This window comes from Microvirga arvi, assembly GCF_016892765.1.
GTDB lineage: Bacteria > Pseudomonadota > Alphaproteobacteria > Rhizobiales > Beijerinckiaceae > Microvirga > Microvirga arvi.
Map to the genome: position 1 here is coordinate 1 of NZ_JAFEMD010000033.1, position 16,950 is coordinate 16,950.

General features: G+C 63.0%; 20 protein-coding genes. 11 read left to right on the forward strand and 9 right to left on the reverse strand.

What is annotated here, in order from left to right; genetic code table 11:
• Together uvrB and ILT44_RS19105 are read left to right on the forward strand one after the other, a co-directional pair.
• Nucleotides 1-2,003, forward strand: a 2,003-nt coding sequence (uvrB, locus tag ILT44_RS19100) for an excinuclease ABC subunit UvrB (RefSeq protein ID WP_204241206.1), incomplete at its 5' end; no start/stop codon positions are given.
• 215 nt (nt 2,004-2,218) lie between these two features.
• Entirely contained in the window at nt 2,219-4,861 is a 2,643-nt protein-coding gene (locus ILT44_RS19105; protein WP_204241207.1) for an autotransporter family protein, read from the forward strand.
• 74 nt (nt 4,862-4,935) lie between these two features.
• Here the strand turns inward: ILT44_RS19105 and ILT44_RS19110 are convergent, their stop codons facing one another.
• Together ILT44_RS19110 and ILT44_RS19115 are read right to left on the reverse strand one after the other, a co-directional pair.
• Nucleotides 4,936-5,325 carry a YbhB/YbcL family Raf kinase inhibitor-like protein gene (locus ILT44_RS19110; RefSeq protein ID WP_204241208.1) on the reverse strand — a complete coding sequence of 130 codons (390 nt, stop codon included), beginning with the start codon at nt 5,323-5,325 and terminating at the stop codon, nt 4,936-4,938.
• Nucleotides 5,326-5,533: 208 nt separating this feature from the next.
• Nucleotides 5,534-6,346 (reverse strand): nickel-binding protein, encoded by an 813-nt coding sequence (locus ILT44_RS19115; protein WP_204241209.1) that lies wholly within the window; start codon nt 6,344-6,346, stop codon nt 5,534-5,536.
• A 230-nt stretch (nt 6,347-6,576) separates the two neighbouring features.
• Between ILT44_RS19115 and ILT44_RS19120 the strand changes: the two genes are divergently transcribed.
• Nucleotides 6,577-6,945 (forward strand): ArsR/SmtB family transcription factor, encoded by a 369-nt coding sequence (locus tag ILT44_RS19120; RefSeq protein WP_204241210.1) that lies wholly within the window; start codon nt 6,577-6,579, stop codon nt 6,943-6,945.
• The gene (locus ILT44_RS19125; RefSeq protein WP_239468385.1) at nt 6,938-7,486 is read left to right on the forward strand and encodes an SRPBCC family protein; all 549 of its coding nucleotides are present in this window, start codon (nt 6,938-6,940) and stop codon (nt 7,484-7,486) included. Before ILT44_RS19120 ends, ILT44_RS19125 begins: the two co-directional genes overlap by 8 nt.
• Before the next feature lie 335 nt (nt 7,487-7,821).
• Here the strand turns inward: ILT44_RS19125 and ILT44_RS19130 are convergent, their stop codons facing one another.
• Complete coding sequence (locus ILT44_RS19130; RefSeq protein ID WP_204241212.1) at nt 7,822-8,250, reverse strand: ZIP family metal transporter; 429 nt, start codon at nt 8,248-8,250, stop codon at nt 7,822-7,824.
• Between the two features lie 33 nt (nt 8,251-8,283).
• Nucleotides 8,284-8,700 carry a ZIP family metal transporter gene (locus ILT44_RS19135; RefSeq protein ID WP_204241213.1) on the reverse strand — a complete coding sequence of 139 codons (417 nt, stop codon included), beginning with the start codon at nt 8,698-8,700 and terminating at the stop codon, nt 8,284-8,286.
• A gap of 855 nt (nt 8,701-9,555) precedes the next feature.
• Here ILT44_RS19135 and ILT44_RS19140 point away from each other — a divergent pair.
• The 3 genes from ILT44_RS19140 (at nt 9,556) to ILT44_RS19150 (ending at nt 12,056) form a co-directional block, all read left to right on the forward strand.
• A complete protein-coding gene (locus ILT44_RS19140) occupies nt 9,556-10,437 on the forward strand; it encodes an ImmA/IrrE family metallo-endopeptidase (RefSeq protein WP_204241214.1) in 882 nt (293 codons plus the stop codon).
• On the forward strand, nt 10,430-10,864 hold the full coding sequence (locus ILT44_RS19145; RefSeq protein WP_204241215.1) for a hypothetical protein: 435 nt from the start codon (nt 10,430-10,432) through the stop codon (nt 10,862-10,864). Before ILT44_RS19140 ends, ILT44_RS19145 begins: the two co-directional genes overlap by 8 nt.
• A 925-nt stretch (nt 10,865-11,789) precedes the next feature.
• On the forward strand, nt 11,790-12,056 hold the full coding sequence (locus tag ILT44_RS19150; protein WP_204241216.1) for a hypothetical protein: 267 nt from the start codon (nt 11,790-11,792) through the stop codon (nt 12,054-12,056).
• A gap of 98 nt (nt 12,057-12,154) precedes the next feature.
• On the opposite strand, the gene ILT44_RS19155 is transcribed toward ILT44_RS19150, so the two are convergent.
• Entirely contained in the window at nt 12,155-12,751 is a 597-nt protein-coding gene (locus tag ILT44_RS19155; protein WP_204241217.1) for a calcium-binding protein, read from the reverse strand.
• A gap of 242 nt (nt 12,752-12,993) precedes the next feature.
• Complete coding sequence (locus tag ILT44_RS19160) at nt 12,994-13,152, reverse strand: DUF3309 family protein (RefSeq protein WP_204241218.1); 159 nt, start codon at nt 13,150-13,152, stop codon at nt 12,994-12,996.
• A gap of 243 nt (nt 13,153-13,395) precedes the next feature.
• On the opposite strand from ILT44_RS19160, the gene ILT44_RS19165 reads away from it, so the two are divergent.
• Nucleotides 13,396-13,623 carry a NepR family anti-sigma factor gene (locus tag ILT44_RS19165; RefSeq protein WP_204241219.1) on the forward strand — a complete coding sequence of 76 codons (228 nt, stop codon included), beginning with the start codon at nt 13,396-13,398 and terminating at the stop codon, nt 13,621-13,623.
• Complete coding sequence (locus ILT44_RS19170; protein WP_204241220.1) at nt 13,620-14,168, forward strand: sigma-70 family RNA polymerase sigma factor; 549 nt, start codon at nt 13,620-13,622, stop codon at nt 14,166-14,168. Before ILT44_RS19165 ends, ILT44_RS19170 begins: the two co-directional genes overlap by 4 nt.
• A gap of 69 nt (nt 14,169-14,237) precedes the next feature.
• Here the strand turns inward: ILT44_RS19170 and infA are convergent, their stop codons facing one another.
• From infA to ILT44_RS19185, 3 genes are all read right to left on the reverse strand, one after another.
• A complete protein-coding gene (infA, locus tag ILT44_RS19175) occupies nt 14,238-14,519 on the reverse strand; it encodes a translation initiation factor IF-1 (protein WP_027314981.1) in 282 nt (93 codons plus the stop codon).
• 93 nt (nt 14,520-14,612) lie between these two features.
• Nucleotides 14,613-14,822, reverse strand: coding sequence for a cold-shock protein (locus ILT44_RS19180; RefSeq protein WP_204241221.1), 210 nt, complete (start codon nt 14,820-14,822; stop codon nt 14,613-14,615).
• A 225-nt stretch (nt 14,823-15,047) separates the two neighbouring features.
• Complete coding sequence (locus ILT44_RS19185; RefSeq protein ID WP_204241222.1) at nt 15,048-15,308, reverse strand: hypothetical protein; 261 nt, start codon at nt 15,306-15,308, stop codon at nt 15,048-15,050.
• A 204-nt stretch (nt 15,309-15,512) separates the two neighbouring features.
• On the opposite strand from ILT44_RS19185, the gene ILT44_RS19190 reads away from it, so the two are divergent.
• Together ILT44_RS19190 and ILT44_RS19195 are read left to right on the forward strand one after the other, a co-directional pair.
• Entirely contained in the window at nt 15,513-16,358 is an 846-nt protein-coding gene (locus ILT44_RS19190; RefSeq protein ID WP_204241223.1) for a BON domain-containing protein, read from the forward strand.
• Nucleotides 16,359-16,507: 149 nt separating this feature from the next.
• Complete coding sequence (locus tag ILT44_RS19195) at nt 16,508-16,882, forward strand: hypothetical protein (protein ID WP_204241224.1); 375 nt, start codon at nt 16,508-16,510, stop codon at nt 16,880-16,882.
• Nucleotides 16,883-16,950: the final 68 nt, after the last annotated feature.

Sequence of the window (16,950 nt, forward strand, 5' to 3'; positions counted from 1 at the left end):
TCATCGAGAAGGAAAGCTCCATCAACGAGCAGATCGACCGCATGCGCCACTCGGCGACGCGCGCGCTCTTGGAGCGCGACGACGTGATCATCGTCGCCTCGGTGTCGTGCATCTACGGTATCGGCTCGGTCGAGACCTACACGGCCATGACGTTTTCCGTGAAGGTCGGCGAGAAGATCGAGCAGCGCCAGCTCATCGCCGATCTCGTGGCCCTGCAGTACAAGCGCATCCAGAGCGATTTCGCCCGCGGCACCTTTCGCGTGCGCGGCGACGTGATCGAGCTCTTTCCGGCCCACTTGGAGGACCGCGCCTGGCGCATCGGCCTCTTTGGCGACGAGATCGAGAGCATCGTCGAGTTCGATCCGCTCACCGGCAAGAAGACCAACGACCTGCAATTCGTGAAGGTCTACGCCAACTCGCACTACGTGACGCCGCGTCCGACCCTGCAGCAGGCCGTGAAGGGCATCCAGGACGAGCTGCAGCACCGCCTGCAGGAGCTTGCCCGCATGGGCCGCCTGCTCGAAGCGCAGCGGCTCGAACAGCGCACGCAGTTCGACCTCGAGATGATCGAGGCCACCGGCGTGTGCAACGGCATCGAGAACTATTCGCGCTATCTCACCGGCCGCAAGCCTGGCGAGCCGCCGCCGACGCTCTTCGAGTATCTGCCCGACAATGCGCTCGTCTTCACCGACGAGAGCCACGTCACCGTGCCGCAGATCGGCGGCATGTATCGCGGCGACTTCCGGCGCAAGGCGACGCTCGCCGAGTACGGCTTCCGCCTCCCCTCCTGCCTCGACAACCGCCCCCTGCGCTTCGAGGAATGGGATGCCATGCGCCCGCAATCGGTGCACGTGTCGGCGACGCCCGCCAAGTGGGAGATGGAGCAGACCGGCGGCATCTTCGTCGAGCAGGTCATCCGCCCGACCGGCCTCGTCGATCCCATCGTGGAGATCCGCCCGGCGCGCTCGCAGGTCGACGACCTGGTGCACGAGGTGAAGGAGCTGGCAGCGAACGGCTACCGCACGCTCGTGACCACGCTCACCAAGCGCATGGCCGAGGACCTCACCGAGTACATGCACGAGAACGGCATCCGCGTGCGCTACATGCACTCGGACATCGACACGCTGGAGCGCATCGAGATCATCCGCGACCTGCGCCTGGGTGCCTTCGACGTGCTCATCGGCATCAACCTCCTGCGCGAGGGCCTCGACATTCCCGAATGCGCGCTCGTCGCCATTCTGGATGCGGACAAGGAGGGCTTCCTGCGCTCTGAGACGTCTCTCGTGCAGACCATCGGCCGCGCGGCACGTAACGTGGAGGGCAAGGCGATCCTCTACGCGGACAAGATCACCGGCTCCATGGAGCGCGCGATCGCCGAGACCAACCGCCGCCGCGAGAAGCAGCTCGCCTACAACGCCGAGCACGGCATCACGCCGCAATCGGTGAAGAAGAACATCGCCGATATCCTTGAGAGCGTCTACGAGCGCGATCACGTCTCGGTCGATACGGGCCTCGCCGACAGGACGGTCGGCCACAACCTCAAGGCCGTCATCGCGGACATGGAAAAGCGCATGCGCGAAGCCGCCGCGAACCTGGAATTCGAGGAGGCCGCACGGCTGCGCGACGAGCTCAAGCGCCTGCAGGCGACGGAGCTCGCCATCAGCGACGACCCGATGGCGCGCCAATCCGATGTGGAGCGGGATGCCGGCAAGTATGGCGGCGCGCGCAAATACGGCCGCAGCGCCAACCTGCCGCCCAAGGGCCTGCCGCCTTCCGGTGAAGGCGCCACGGCGGGCGACGAGGATTCCGATGCCTATGGGCCGACAGGCAAGGGCCGCTCGGACGAGGGCACCCGCATCCGCAAGCCCGGCCTCGACGAGATGGGCCCCGGCACGGACCGCGAGGTCCCGCTGAACTTCCGCGAACGCCCTGCGGCGCGCTCGACGCAAGGGCTCGCGGGGCAGAAGCCGAAATACAAAGGCGGGGGCGGGAAGCGGCGATAATCCGGCAGGGATGGGAGAAGCCGGCTCGCGCTAGCGCATCGTGCAGAAAAGTGGACCCGGTTTTGCGCGCCCAACGATGCGCTCATCAAAGAAGGGAGCATCGGCAGTAGTCATTGCAAACGCAGCTTGAAGCCGATCCTCTCTATTTGGAGAGGAGAAGTGGGAGAATCCTTGTGAGATAACGGTTCGATACTCTCGCGCCGGTAATTGTCTTCATGATTCATTCCAACCGCTCTGCCCGCAATCTGAGTTTGCGCCTGTTGCTGCTCACCCTCACAGCCACTACGTCCCTGTGCACTCTCAACCGCGCGGCAGCGGATTGCGTGCTGACGAGTGGGCCCGGAACGGTGGCTGCTCCCGAGAGCGGCGCGCGGGTCACCTGCCCGGCAACCGGAGGCGACCAGGACACATCCGTGACAGCCGTCGCCGGCAGTAGGGACGTGCAGATCGCCATCCAAAGCGAGGCAACCTTCACCTCCCCCTTGCCCTTCGTGACGATCCGCACCGACAGCCGGATCGAGAACGCAGCGACCCTCAGCTCTTCGGTCGGCGGTTCCATGTTCCTGGTCGACGGAAGCGGAAATACCGTCGTCAACACAGGAACGCTGGCCAGGGATGTAAGGGGCCAATTGATCCAAGTCTCGCGCGGGAGCGGCAATACGATCCGTAATGATGGATTTATTAGAGCAGATGCCATCGACAGCTATGGCATCCAGGTCGTTGCCTCCAATAACGCCACCATCATCAACAACGGCGAGATTACCAGCCGGCCCTTAACGGGTGGCGGGATCGGTATCATGATCTTCGGCGCGACTGGTCAATCGACCCTCACCATCAATCATGGTTTGATCGACTCGCTGCGCGCCTATGCCTTTGGAGCGACTTCGGGGAACGATCGCCTGGAAAACTTCGGCGTGCTTCGCAGTGCCTCGACCTTTGCTGCGGCGAATCTCGGTAGCGGCAACGATACCTATGTTGTCGGCGGATCCTCGTCGTTCAACACGTTCATCGACGCTGGACCGGATACTGACACTCTCGCCTTCGGCGTGGATGCCGGCAGGCTCGATGTCTCCCAGATCGAATCGACAGCGGGCGCCTACCGCAACTTCGAGCGGTTGGAGAAGATCGGCGGCTTCGACTGGACGCTCACGGGCACCAACAATGATGCGCTGCCCCTGCGTGTCAGCGAAGGCCGTCTGTTCGTCGACGGCATCATGGTCAACTCTGCAACGACTGTCGCCAGCGGTGGCACCCTCGGCGGCACGGGCACAGTCGGATCGCTCGATGTCGCCGCAGGCGGGACGGTGGCGCCAGGCGGGTCGACGGCGCCGGGGGTCCTCACGGCCTCTGCCGCAACGCTCGCAGCGGATTCCCGCTTCCACGTGCGTGTCAACGGACAGGGCGAGAGCGACCGGCTGCAGGTGAACGGCACCGCGACCATCAACGGCGGCGCCGTGTCCGTGGACGTCTCGCGCGGCTACGTGCTCAACACGCCCTACCGCATCCTGACCGCCAACACCCTGGCGGACGGGCGGTTCCAGAGTTCGACGGCAAGCCTCGCGCTGCTGCAGGCCGTGCTGAGCTACGATGCCACGAACGTCTATGTCTCGCTCCAGCGGACGACACAGGAACCTCAAGATCCCCAAGACCCTCAAGACCCGCCGGACAATCCCGATGATCCGGACGAACCGAATCCGCCGGTGATCACCCTCGATCAGGTCGGCCGCACCTGGAACCAGATCAGCACCGGCCGAGCCATCGAGTCTCAGGGCCTCCGCGGGCCGCTCCTGGCGACGGTCCTGGCGCAGCCCACGATCCCCGAGGTTCTCCTGGCCCTCGACCTTCTGTCCGGCGAGGCCTATGCCAGCGCCGTCGGCGTTGCTGCGGCGGATGCGGACACCATCCACCGCACCCTGCTCGCTCGCCTGCGGAGTGCCGGCGGGACGCCTGTGCCTGCTGCGCCTGCAGGCCCCCTCGCCTATGCGCCGACCTCGGCCTTTCCTGCGGCGCCCGCATCGGCACGCAGCCTCGGAGTCGATCTCTGGGGGCAGGTCTTCGGCACATGGGGACATCAGGGCGGGCGGCAGGATCTCGGCGTCGCCGCCATTGACACATCGACCGGGGGCCTCATCCTCGGAGCCGAGACTGCGTTCGACACGGCTTGGCGGATCGGCATGGCCGGAGCCTATACCCACACCTCGTTCGACGTGACCGGTCGCCTCTCGTCAGGCAGCATCGACAGCTATCATGCAGCGCTCTATGGATCCGGGGCGGTCGGCGGCTTTAGCCTGCGCGGCGGCGCCACCTATGCCCGCCACGAGATCGATGTCAGCCGAAGTGCAACGTTCACCGGCTTTTCCGATAGGGCCCGAGGCAGTCTCTCGCCCGACAGCGCCGGGCTCTTTGCCGAGGTCGGCTATCCGATACGATTCGGGCGCCTGACGGCCGAGCCCATCGCCAACCTGTCGTACCTGCATACGAACTCAGGCTCCTTCGTCGAGGAGGGCGGCGCGATGGCGCTGAACGGCACGACGCGCGGCTTCGACACGATCTCCTCGACCCTGGGCGTCCGTCTCTCCGGCAACCTTTCAGGCGACGGCCGCCTCACGGGCTATTCCTTCCTCGGATGGCAGCACGCCTTCGGCGACCGCCTGCCGATGACGGTCAACGGGTTCATCGCGGGAGGCGATCCATTCCTGATCGTCGGCACGCCGCACGACCGCGACAACCTGATCGTCGAGACAGGCCTCGATTGGGCCGTGACCGCGTCTGCAACGCTCGGCTTGCGTTATGATGGCCAGATCGGGGAGCGGGATCACAGCCAGTCCATCCGCGGCCAGTTCACCGCCCGGTTCTGACGCTACGCTCCATCCTTGGGGCTGACCCGAAACGGGGAATGGCGAAGGGAGATCGCCTCCCTTCGCGGGCGCGGTTACTCCGGGAATTTCCGCTGCGTGACGGCCTGACCGAGGACGCCGCCACTCGCATCGAGCGCCTTGATTGTCCATTGATAGGTATGCACCTGGCCGGGAGGCGGGCTCGGGCCATTGTAGCCGCCGAGCGCGGCAGCCGAGACCGCGCTGCAGTCGATCGTGTTCTGCCCCGCCTGATACGGCATCGTCCCGCCCCCGTGGCGATAGCCCGGCACGTTCAGATCGACCATGTTGAACTCGAGCTTTGCGGTACCCTTCGGCACGCCCGAGAGCTTGAATTCCGGCGAGCTGCCGCACCAGCGCATGTTGGCGCCGAACTTCGACTGCGCGAGCGCACCGGTGCCGGATGCAGCCAAGCCCATGGCTGCGATAAGGATCAGCTTCTTCATGTTGCCCCAAAGAGATCGTTGAAAACGATGTCACCAGACAACAGGCTCGAAACGTTCCGTCAACTCGCGCGCACCCTTGTCGACAGGCAAAAGCCGGAGCCGTTTCCCGCATGGTAAACGGCTTGCGCTTTCGATTGCGACCTCCTCAGCCAGGGATGCTTTCGACAATGCCCACCGCGACCGAGCCGCCGATGAAGGTATGGCGGCCTCACCGCCACGCCACCTCGTAAGCTTCGACCGGCCGCGCGAAACCCTTCAGTGTTCTGAGGCCCAGATCCACGAGGCGGGAGCGGTCGGGCACGAGGCTTGAGAGCGCTTCCGACACCACGATGGTGTCGGGCTCCGCGCTCTGGCACAGGCGCGCCGCCATCTGCACGGTCGCGCCGAACAGGTCGTTGTGGTCGGCGACCGGCTCGCCGGCATCGAGGCCGATGCGCACCTGCAGCTTCTCGCGGCTGGCGAGGTTGAAGGCCTCGAAGGCCTGCTGGATGGCGCGGGCGCTGTCCACGGCGGCGGCCGCATCGTCGAAGACGGCCATGATCCCGTCGCCGGTGTGCTTGACCTCGCGCCCGCCCTTGTTGTGCAGCGCCCGGCGGACCATGGCATCGTGCGCGCGCACCATCTCGACGGCGCGCACATCGCCGAGGCGCGCGGTCATGGCGGTGGAATCGACGATGTCGGTGAACATGATGGTGCGCATGGCCGGATCGACGCGGCCGTCGCAGCAATGCGCCGCCGGTTCCGGATCGGAGATGCGGCCGAGAAAAGCCTCGACGGCGGAGAGGTCGACCTCGATCACGTCCCGCGCGATCTCCCCATGGGCTTCGTCGTGCACCCGCATGGCCGTGCCGATGTCGGGCGCGTCGATGAGGCAGAACGCCGTGCCGCGGGTGTCGTCGAACCAGTAGGTCAGGAACCGCACCCCGTAGCGCCCCTGCACCTCCAGGTCCTTGCGGTGCGCCTCGGCGATATCGGTGGCGGTCAGCCCCTTCAGGTCGTGCCGGTCGAGATAGATGGGCATCGTCGCAACCTCCGAGCCCCCTCGTTCAATCTACACCGTCCGGGCAGAAGTCGGAATGCTCCTGCCTCTCTCGTCATGCCCGCACTTGTTGCGGGTATCCACGTCTTCAACCGCCGCAAGACGTGGATGGCCGGGACGAGCCCGGCCATGACGGCAGGCCCCTCGCGACGGGATCAAAATATTCAACCATCCGGTTGACAATCACATGCCCCTCATGCATATTCAACCACATGGTTGAATTACATGCCCCCCACCTCGACACCGTCTTCCACGCCCTCGGCGACGCCACCCGTCGGCAGATGCTCCACGACCTCGCCCGCGGCGAGCGGACGGTGAGCCAGCTGGCGGAGCCGTTCGCGATCTCGCTGGCCGCCGCCTCGAAGCACATCAAGGCGCTGGAAAATGCCGGGCTGATCCGGCGCGAGATCCGCGGCCGCACCCATGTCTGCCGCCTCGACCCCGGCCCGCTCGCCGGCGCCCATGACTGGCTGAGCTTCTATGAACGCTTCTGGACCAGCCGTCTGGATGTGCTCGACCGGCTCCTCCACGAGGAGGATGCTCGTAATGCCCCCGCCCCCGAAGGAGACGACCATGAATGACCTCACGCCCACCAAGCTTGCGACCCCGGACGCGTTCGGCGTGCTCACCGAGCCCGCGACGCTCACGATCCAGCGCCTGCTGCCCGGCCCCGTCGAGCGGATCTGGGATTACCTCACGCAGAGCGAGCTACGCCGGCAATGGCTGGCGGCGGGCGAGATGGCGCTGGCGGTCGGCGCGCCCTTCGAGCTCGTCTGGCGCAACGACGAGCTCAGCGACCCGCCAGGCCCGCGCCCGGAGGGCTTTCCCGAGGAGCACCGGATGCAGAGCCGGATCACCGAGCTCGACCCGCCCAGGAAGCTGTCCATCGCCTGGGGCTCGACCGGCGGCGTCACCTTCACCCTGGAGCCCATCGGCAGCAAGGCGCTGCTCACCGTGATCCACCGCCGCCTGCCCGACCGCTCGACCATGCTCAACGTCAGCGCCGGCTGGCACATGCACCTCGACATCCTGGCCGCCCGCGCCGCCGGCGAAGCGCCGGCACCCTTCTGGGACGGCTGGAGCCGGTTGAAGCAGGAATACGAGGGGCGGATTCCGGGCTGAGCCCACCCTCCCCTACGCACCATCATGGCCGGACCTGTTCCGGCCATCCCTGTTTAGGGCATCGGACAAGCCCTCACTCGGAGAGTCTGGCCGATGGAGAATATGGCGCGTGTTTCCCCTCCCCCTTGCGGGGAGGGGTAGGGGTGGGGGTCGCAAAGTCGGGGCGAGGCTCTTGATGAGGAGAGGCAAGGCTCTCGACCACGTCATCACCGGCCTTGTGCCGGTGATCCCGATTGACTGAAGCGCCGAGCCTCACAGGATCGGGATGGCCGGGACAGGCCCGGCCATGACAAATGGTGAGGTTTCACCCAGCCAAGCCACCCCCACCCCTGCCCTCACACCCCCATGACCCGCGACAGGGTGAACGCCGCGAGGAAGCCGGCGACGGTGATGAGGCCGGCATATTCGTGGGCGGTCTCGAAGGCTTCCGGCACCATGGTGTCGGCGAGCATGGCGAGGATCGCGCCGGCCGCGACCGCCGTCACGAAGGCGATGGTGGCGGGGCTCGCATCGGCGAAGGCGCTGTAGCCGAGGAGCGCCGCGACGCCGGAGGTCAGCGCGATGCCGCCCCAGATGCCGAAGATGTAAGCCTTGGAGCGCCCGGCCCGGCGCATGCCGGCGGCGCTGGAGAGCCCCTCCGGCAGGTTGGAGAGAAACACCGCCGCCACGGCGACTAGGCTCACGCCCGCCCCCTCCAGAAGGCTCACGCCGATCACGATGGATTCCGGAATGCCGTCGAGGAGCGCGCCTCGCATCGGACCCAAAAGTGGACGCCACTTTTGGGACCCATCCGATGCTCATTTCAAAATGGCGCATCGTTCGGCGCGAAAAACCGGTCTCCACTTTTTCGCACGATGCGCTGGCGCGATGGCCGTGCCGCTCCCCGCCTCGTCGCGATGGGCCTGGCGCGCATCCTCAGCAAAGCCGGAGCGCTTGCGGTGCTTGGCGCCCCGGCGCGACACGAGGATGTTCGCCACTGTGTAGACCGCGGCGCCCGCGAGGAAGCCGAGCGAGGTGAAGAGAAAGCCGCCCGTGCGATAGGCCTCGTCCATGAGGTCGAAGGACAGCGCCGAGATCAGCACGCCGGCCCCGAACGCCATCACCGCCGCAATCACCCGCTGCGGCAGCTTCAAGAAATACCCGAGGAGCGCCCCCAGCACGAGGGCCGACCCGCTGAGCAGGCCCCACAGGCCGGCCTGGATGACGAGAGGCATCAAGAGTTCTCCGCACGGTGGGGAGAACGTGGTGGGAGGCAGTGGGGTTCTTTAGGATCAGCTTGTTTAAGTTTTGAGACCTAACATCTTCTTCTCTAACTTGCCCGTTGCTTCCGAGAGAAATGATGTGTTTCGCGTCCACCTGTACCAAAGTATCGCAACCGACAATGGAGCCGGAACAACGGATAGGAATGTCGTCAAAACAGCGAGACTAGGAGCCACTAAAAAATCTGGCGGAAAAGCAGCAATACACAGAATAACTGTTAGTGCTATTGATATAGCCAAATTTATCGTTATGGCCAACTTATATTCATTGAAGAATTGCACGACCTTAAGATCAAGATCCGACAACAAGTCCAAGCTTTGATCCACAAGGTCCGAAAGAGAAGCATCTCGCTTCGCTCTCTCTTCTGCGATCTTATGTAGGCGCCCCAGCTTCTTGCTTAGTGGGGCACTAGCGAACTCGCTAATGAACTGGAAAAGAGCTGTGCCAGCGTGCAAACCTACCCCTAGTTGAATTAAGCTGGAAAAGTCTGCAAGTTTCATTGTAAAAGCCTATTCGAGATTCGGTATGGTTCGGATGGCACACAGCATTAAACAGAACGTCGATACTCTACTAGACGCACGCGGACTATCGTTTCGTGATCTAAGTGCAAGACTTGAAGTCTCAGTTAATGAGTTAAGTGAGGCTATAGCTGGAGATTTTAAACGAAAGGAGACTCTTCTCAAGCGGATTGCTGGCGAACTACTTGTCCCAGATTTTTTCTGTTTCTTGATAAGCTACCGCCTATACCTTCTGCAGTCCCGGACTTCCGGCTTTCTAAGCCTAGAGGCTCAAAGTACACCCGGGAAACCTTGAAAGCAATTGAGCTTGCGAGATCAATACAGCACGCTGCAAACGATTTAGAAGCATATGACGCATCCAAGCAACTTCGCCAAGAAGATCTAAAAGATATACGTCCTGCTGAAACCGCAAAAACAATTAGAAAAATACTAGGTCTAAGTACGATTGGGCAGCTTAAGTCTCCGGATGCTCGGCTTTTCTACTCTGACGTTAGGAAAGCCATTGAGCAACATCAAATATTCGTCATTCAGCAGAGCTTTCCTAAGGAAGATGGAGCTGGCTTCTGCATATCCAACTCTGATGGTTATGATGTTATTGTAATAAATACTTATCAACAAAGCTACGAGCGTCGGCTTTTCACTTTAGCTCATGAACTCTGCCACGTCCTTCTAGGACAGAGTGGTATCTCCGATCCGAACATCATGTCGAACGCCATAGAGCGTCGTTGCAACAAGTTTGCAGCAATGTTCATTGCGCCAGATGAGGTTGTTGAGGCTGCAGCCAAAATCAGCATCACCAAGAGTGACTTTGACATAAGTGAACTCCGTCAATTTTCACAACTGACGAAACTCTCACTTCATGCCAGCCTTCTTCGGTTGATTGAAGCTGACCGGTATCAAGAAAGTGCACATGGGGCATGGCAGTCTTACATCTCAGCCAATGGTGACCCCGATTATAAAAAAGCTGGTGGTGGTGGCAGGCGGGCCGACGAATGGAAATATAAACTTTCTAAGTATGGGTTCGCCTTCGCAAGTGTCTTCGGGGGAGCGAAACGCGCCGGCGATTTAGACGACATAGAAATCTACCGCATCGCTGGCATCAAACCGAAGTGGCAGGACTCATATTTCGAGAATGCATCCTCAGCTCGTGCGGAGGATGTAGAGGATGCCTAAGAATGGTGCCACCTACGTTCTCGACATGAGAGGTATATTGAGTTGGTCAAATGCAACAGGAAATGAGCAAGCGGCAATTACTGCGGGAGTGCTGGACGGATCAATTCAAATCTACAACCGGACTTGGCGGGAATTTTGTGACGCTTATCCGGATCAAGCTGAGATTCTGAAGCTCATTGTAGATTTTAAGACGGAAAAGGTTCTACAAGAGCATCGCCTCCAGGCCGCAGCACTAGCAGAGCAGCAACAAGCCACATTTGGTTTTTTTGGCCTCAACAATACCGACGGTGAATGGACCGTGGCTGCGATCGCGGTGGCGAATGATAGAGCGATCATCACTGATCGACGCACTCGGATAAAGTTTTACGACAAACTTGGCGAGTGCCACTGCATCACTATGGATGAGTACCTAAAGCACGTAGCGTAGCTGAGGTATCTCATCATCTTACTGATCCCTGATGCTCAGTATATAACCTAGCTAGAGCAAACGTCCCACCAGGCTGAAGCATCTTGCGCCCGCATCGTGAGTGTTGGTCTCCAACAACAGGAGCGATCCGAGTATTGGTCCCGGCCATCGCCATTTCAGGAACCATAACCCTCATCCTGAGGAGGTCGCGGAAGCGACCGTCTCGAAGGAGGATCCAGTGATCTCTGAACCCTCCTTCGAGATACAGCCTTGCGGCTGCTCCTCAGGATGAGGGTTGAGCGGTTCGCGATACAGAGGGTGTCATCCCCGGCGGCCGGAAGGCCGGGAAGGGGATCCATGGTCATGCTCGGCGCTAGGGATTCCCTTTCCCTCCGCTGGCGCTGCGGCCGGGAATGACATTCCTCCCAGGCCTAACGAACCCTGATCGTCATCCCCGGACTTGATCCGGGGATCCACGTCTTTGCAACGCTGCGGTTCCGAAGACGTGGATGGCCGCAACAAGTGCGGCCATGACGAGTGGATGATAGGCACACGAACAATAATGTTCTCACTTTGTTCTTGACAATCGTCCTAAGCTCGGCTATATCGTTGGGCATCCCCGCCCTCGAGGGGCGCGCTCGCGAGGCGTCGCAAGAGTGGGGCAGGGAGCGGTCCCGCCGCAGGCTTCGCACCCCTGTGATCGCGGGTGGCCGATCCTGGCTTGATCCAGGTCCGCTGAAACAAACCGCGCGTGACGAGCAGTTCGGCTCTCACTTCTCACCACACATCATCGAGCCGGGCTGCCCGACATGCCACCCTCGATTGCCTTTCCTCCCGGGGTCCGAGCGGCCCCGGGACCGAAGGCCCGTGCCTTCCTCATCCAAACCTTCTTCACCCAAGCCTTTTCATTCATTCCCTAACGTCATCATTGCGCGAGAGACCCATCATGATCCCCGACGACGATATCCCCCTTTGCATCATGCCCGATTTCGACGACACCCTGCAGCGCCTGTCCGACCTGCTCAGGGCGCACCGGCTCTGCCGCCGGCGCACGTGCCGGCACCACGAAAGCTGCCAGGGCGGATACGGGCCGCCCTGCTACCTGCAGCAGCGCCAGCTCTTCGCCGATGCGGTCCGCTACGAGCTCGACGAGTACCGGACCTTCTGGAGCGAGCAGCGGCGCAGGGCCAAGGCCCGGCCGTCGTGGACGTAGTCCCGACATGGGATGCCGCCGCGGAAGACAAGGACGCAACCCGAACAGCAAAAAGGCGGCCCTGGAGCCGCCTTTCTTTCTCTCGCTGAGGCTAGCCCTCAGAACAGGAAGTCGTCCGCCGTGAGCGTGCCCTTGAAGCCCTGCAGGGTGATCGTGCCGGTGCCCGTGTCCACGACCGTGGCGCCGCCCTTGATGGCAACTTTCAGCTGCTCGAAGGCGGTCACGTCCGTGTTGCGCAGGTCGATGAGGTCGTCGGCCTGGTTGAAGTCGCGGATGCGGTCGTGCCCGAACCCCTTGTCGAAGGTGAAGCTGTCCTGCCCCTTGCCGCCGCGCAGGAAGTCCGTGCCGGCGCCGCCGTTGACGACGTCGTTGCCGTCGCCGCCGAAGATCATGTCGAAGCCGGCGCCGCCCAGGATCGCGTCGTTGCCCGCACCACCCTGGAGATCGTCGGCGCCGGTGCCGCCATCGATGCTGTCGTTGCCGGCATTGGCCCAGATCCGGTCGCGGCCGTTGCCGCCGGTCAGCAGGTCGTTCCCTGCGCCGCCCCAGATCCGGTCGTGGCCGTCGCCGCCGTCGATGGTGTTGTTGCCGGCCCCGCCATAGATGCGGTCGTTGCCGTTATAGCCCTTGATGAGGTCCATCGCCTTGCCGCCGCGCAGCAAGTCGTCCCCGCGCCCCCCGAAATATCTCGCCATTTCCAACCTTCATTCTTTGATTTCAAACAGGCTGTTCAACAATGAAGCGGACCCAGATCCGCAGGCGTTTCACTATCACGTTCCGGCAGGGCTGTCAGGAATTTCGGCCCAATGGGCTGTTTGGTCGCTGGGCCAGGAAAAGCGGGGCCAGGAAAAGCGGGGCCCGGAAACAGCGATGGCCGGGACATTGCCCGGCCATCGCGTTCGATCAGGTGTCGCCAGCGTTCAGATCGCGTCAGTCCTCAGAGCCGACCCATCAGCAGCAGGATGATGAGGATGACGAGGACCACGCCGAGCAGACCGCTCGGGCCGTAGCCCCAGCCGCGGCTGTGCGGCCAGGCCGGCACGGCGCCGATGAGCAGCAGGATCACGAGAATGAGCAGGATGGTGCTGAGTGCCATGGTAAAAATCTCCCTCCAGCCACGGCCTTTCCGAACGGCCGCGCTTCATGCGGAGGAAACTTGGCCGTACGGGAAAGGTTCCGCGTCCCGCCCCGTCTTTTGCCTGTGGATGAGTCCCGAAGGGGTAGGCCCAGATGCGGAACGATCACAACGGCTTGACGTTACCTCCTCGGCGATTGGGTGCCGCCTTTCCGCGCGTCCGCTGCGGGAAGTCGCTCGCTCACGATGGTCCAGGATAACCCAATGCAGAAGAAGAATCCGAACCGCATGCCCTACGACGATCCAGATTCCGTTCCTGGCCTCAATCCATCCTCCTCCCCGGCCCTGAGCCGTTCGGTGCAGGCCCAGATCGGGCAGAGGCTGCGTCAGTTCTACGAGACGCTGGCGCTCGGCGAGCAGCCGGTCCCCGACCGTTTCATCGAGATCATCAATCGGCTGGACGAGCGCAAGCCGGAGAAGCAGCAGTCATGAGTATCGATACCGATTTGCGCGATTCCATGCTCAAGGCGACGCCGAACCTGAGAGCCTTCGCCATTTCGCTGACGAACAACGTGGACCGCGCCGACGACCTGGTGCAGGAGACCCTGATGCGGGCGATCGCCAATATCGATCGCTTCCAGCCCGGCACCAACATGCAGGCCTGGCTCTTCACCATCCTGCGCAACCTGTTCCATTCCGAATACCGCAAGCGCCGCCGCGAGGTCGAGGATGCGGACGGGAAGTACGCCGCCGCCCTCTCGGTGCAGCCGGACCAGCTGCCCCATCTCGATTTCGAGGATCTGCAGAAGGCGCTCGCCATGCTGCCCCACGACCAGCGCGAGGCGCTGCTTCTGGTGGGGGCCTCGGGCTTCTCCTACGAGCAGGCGGCGGAGATCTGCGGCTGCGCGGTCGGCACCATCAAGAGCCGCGTGAACCGCGCCCGCAACCGGCTCGCCGAGCTGATGCACTTCACCGACATGGAGGAGGATATCGGCCCGGACCGCGTCACCCTCTCGGTGATGCACGCGGTCGCCTGACGGGCGCTCGGCGCAGCACTCAACAAGCTTCTGGTCGACAGGCGCGTCCGAACGGGTGCGCCTGTCGGTTCAGCGGCGCCGGAACTGCGGATTGCCGCGCTGCGGCGGGCGCGGACCGGAAGAGGCACCCGAATCCTTGTGACGGAAGATCAGCCGGCCCTTTTCCAGGTCGTAGGGCGACATCTCGACGGTCACGCGGTCGCCGGCGAGCGTCTTGATGCGGTTCTTCTTCATCTTGCCGGCCGTGTAGGCGATGACCTCGTGCCCGTTGTCGAGCTGCACGCGGTAGCGCGCGTCAGGCAGAATTTCGGTCACAAGTCCTTCGAAGGTGATCAGTTCTTCCTTTGCCATGCAAAGCCTTTCCTCATAACAAAAAAGCCGCTCCTGAAGCGGAACGGCCCATATGCAAGAGGACGTGGCGGGCACGTCCTCCGGCATGAAAGCTTACGCGTTCTGCAGGTTCACTGCAGAAGCGCGACCCGTGCGCTGGTCGGTCTGAAGCTCATAGGAGATCTTCTGGCCTTCGCGCAAGCTGCGCATACCGGCGCGCTCAAGCGCTGTGGCATGAACGAACACGTCCTTGCCGCCGTTGTCGGGCTGGATGAAACCATAACCCTTGGTTTCATTGTACCACTTCACGGTTCCCGTTTCCATGGGAATTCCTTTCACTGTCGTTTGCACGTGGATGTGGGCCAAGGCCAGACATCCGTTAGTCGATAGATGGTAGAGAAGGAACGTGCGCCCGGCAGTGCCAAAGCGGGAAGCCCAGTCGTCCGGCCAAATGTCGATGGCAACTACGTAGGGTACGGATGGGGCAAATGCAAGGCAACGCTCCCAGGATCTCCCTGAGAACGGCCTGTGGAAGCAGGCGATCCCGGATCAGCCCTGCCGGCCGCCCCGGAGGCGGGAGATCATACCCTGCAGGGCCTCCTCCCCTCGGGGCGTGAACCGGATCTCGGTGCCGTCGGCCTCGATGAGGTCGCTGCCCTTGAGTTCCTCCACGGCCTTGTCGCTCGCCTTGTGGCCGGCGCCGTCCTTCTGCACCACGCTGCGGACCATCTGGCCGCTCGAGAGCTGGTGATAGGCGGCGAAGGCGAACACCGCCAGCGCCTCATCGCTCAATCCGGACAGATCCGCCATCGTGACCCTCGATCGCCTTGGAGACATCCCGCAGGATGGATTGCTCATTCCCTCAATGCGACGGCGCCGGGAGCGTTCAAGCGGGGCGGCAAAAACAGACGATGGGAGGCGCGGCCCGACCCAGGAACAGAGCTTCGCGCCTCACGTTGGTTGCGCGAGAGCGGGCCCTTCAGCGGCCCGGACACCAGCAAGGAGGAGCGCATCATGGCCAACGACCGCAACCGCTATGGCAATCAGGATTCCGACTGGCGCGAGCGCGAGGATGACGGCTACACCGCCCGCCGCGGCTTCGGCAACCGCAGCGCCGGCTATGACCGCCGCGCCGGATCGAACGAGGGTCGCGGGGAAGGTTATGCTCAACGCCGCGAACGCGATTTTGGCCGCGAACGCGATTTCGGGGACTCGGCTGGCTACGGCACGGGCGGTTCGGCCCTCGACTGGCACGACGTGGTCGGCAATGACCGTCCCGCCTTCGACACGGACCGCCGTCGCGATCCCGATCAATTCGGTCAGGATCGTTACGGGCGGGACCGCTCCGGCTCGGAGAGCTTCGGCCGCGGCTCGCGCGACTACAACGAGGAGCGCGGCTTCTTCGACCGGGCGGGCGACGAGGTGAGGTCCTGGTTCGGGGATGACGAGGCTGAGCGCCGCCGCGACAGGGACCTGCGCGAGGCCGGCCAGCATCGCGGGCGCGGACCCAAAGGCTATCAGCGCTCCGACGCTCGGATCCTGGAGGATGTCAACGACCGGCTGACCGAGGATCCGCATCTCGACGCGTCCGAGATCGAGGTGCGGGTGGAGAACCGGGAGGTGACGCTGACCGGAACGGTCAACAGCCGCTTCGAGAAGCGCCATGCGGAGGACCTCGCCGAGGCTGTCTCCGGCGTCACCCATGTGCAGAACAACCTGCGCATCCAGCAGGCTGCGGATGCGGGCATGGGCGGCAGCATGCTCTCCGGCGCGGCCGGCGCCGGCAGTACGGGGGCACCGGAGGCCGGAACCGCCGCGTCACGCCGCAGGACCGGCGGCACCTCGGGCAGCGGGATCTGACAGGCGGCAGCGCCGCCGGCACCGTAGCCGATGATTTACCAGGATGCGCTTCTCCCCTTGGGGACGAGGCGCATCTGTCGTACCAAGTCCCTTCCCTTTCCCTCAATGCGGATAGCCCCCATATGGGGACGGGAAGGACGAGGACACTCATGGCAGGCATTTCGGTCACGCTCGAAGGCGACAATATTCAGCTGTCATTTCAGAAGGGCGAGCAGTCGACCGCCGTGGTCATGGACCCCCATGCTGCCCGCTCGCTGGTGCGGGCCGTGAGCCAGCTGCTTTCCGCCATCGGCGAGAGCACCGGCGAAGGCGACGAAATGCCGGAGGAGCTGGTGGACGTGACCTCCCAAACCATCGACATCGGCATGGACGAGCACGGCATGGCCGTGGTGGCGCTTCAGGCCGGGATGATGCCACCCTTCCTGCTGCGCCTTAAGGATGACGAGGCCCGCCACATCGCCCAAAGCCTGCTCGAAATCCTCAACAGCCCGCGCGACGCCCGGGTCTCGCACGGCGATCATTAGATTTAACCAATCTTCCCTGAGGTCAGCAGAAAAGGATTGAACTGGAGTAAGACGCCTGACATAGGTTA

Excerpts from the sequence above, each read along its gene's own strand:
- infA (WP_027314981.1), bottom strand. The coding sequence starts at position 14,519 with ATGGCAAAGGAAGAACTGATCACCTTCGAAGGACTTGTGACCGAAATT.
- ILT44_RS19110 (WP_204241208.1), bottom strand. The coding sequence starts at position 5,325 with ATGAAGAAGCTGATCCTTATCGCAGCCATGGGCTTGGCTGCATCCGGC.
- ILT44_RS19105 (WP_204241207.1), top strand. The coding sequence starts at position 2,219 with ATGATTCATTCCAACCGCTCTGCCCGCAATCTGAGTTTGCGCCTGTTG.
- ILT44_RS19185 (WP_204241222.1), bottom strand. The coding sequence starts at position 15,308 with ATGGCGGATCTGTCCGGATTGAGCGATGAGGCGCTGGCGGTGTTCGCC.
- ILT44_RS19170 (WP_204241220.1), top strand. The coding sequence starts at position 13,620 with ATGAGTATCGATACCGATTTGCGCGATTCCATGCTCAAGGCGACGCCG.
- ILT44_RS19150 (WP_204241216.1), top strand. The coding sequence starts at position 11,790 with ATGATCCCCGACGACGATATCCCCCTTTGCATCATGCCCGATTTCGAC.
- ILT44_RS19165 (WP_204241219.1), top strand. The coding sequence starts at position 13,396 with ATGCAGAAGAAGAATCCGAACCGCATGCCCTACGACGATCCAGATTCC.
- ILT44_RS19160 (WP_204241218.1), bottom strand. The coding sequence starts at position 13,152 with ATGGCACTCAGCACCATCCTGCTCATTCTCGTGATCCTGCTGCTCATC.
- ILT44_RS19180 (WP_204241221.1), bottom strand. The coding sequence starts at position 14,822 with ATGGAAACGGGAACCGTGAAGTGGTACAATGAAACCAAGGGTTATGGT.
- ILT44_RS19120 (WP_204241210.1), top strand. The coding sequence starts at position 6,577 with ATGGTTGAATTACATGCCCCCCACCTCGACACCGTCTTCCACGCCCTC.
- ILT44_RS19135 (WP_204241213.1), bottom strand. The coding sequence starts at position 8,700 with ATGCCTCTCGTCATCCAGGCCGGCCTGTGGGGCCTGCTCAGCGGGTCG.
- ILT44_RS19155 (WP_204241217.1), bottom strand. The coding sequence starts at position 12,751 with ATGGCGAGATATTTCGGGGGGCGCGGGGACGACTTGCTGCGCGGCGGC.
- ILT44_RS19125 (WP_239468385.1), top strand. The coding sequence starts at position 6,938 with ATGAATGACCTCACGCCCACCAAGCTTGCGACCCCGGACGCGTTCGGC.
- ILT44_RS19195 (WP_204241224.1), top strand. The coding sequence starts at position 16,508 with ATGGCAGGCATTTCGGTCACGCTCGAAGGCGACAATATTCAGCTGTCA.
- ILT44_RS19145 (WP_204241215.1), top strand. The coding sequence starts at position 10,430 with ATGCCTAAGAATGGTGCCACCTACGTTCTCGACATGAGAGGTATATTG.
- ILT44_RS19115 (WP_204241209.1), bottom strand. The coding sequence starts at position 6,346 with ATGCCCATCTATCTCGACCGGCACGACCTGAAGGGGCTGACCGCCACC.
- ILT44_RS19190 (WP_204241223.1), top strand. The coding sequence starts at position 15,513 with ATGGCCAACGACCGCAACCGCTATGGCAATCAGGATTCCGACTGGCGC.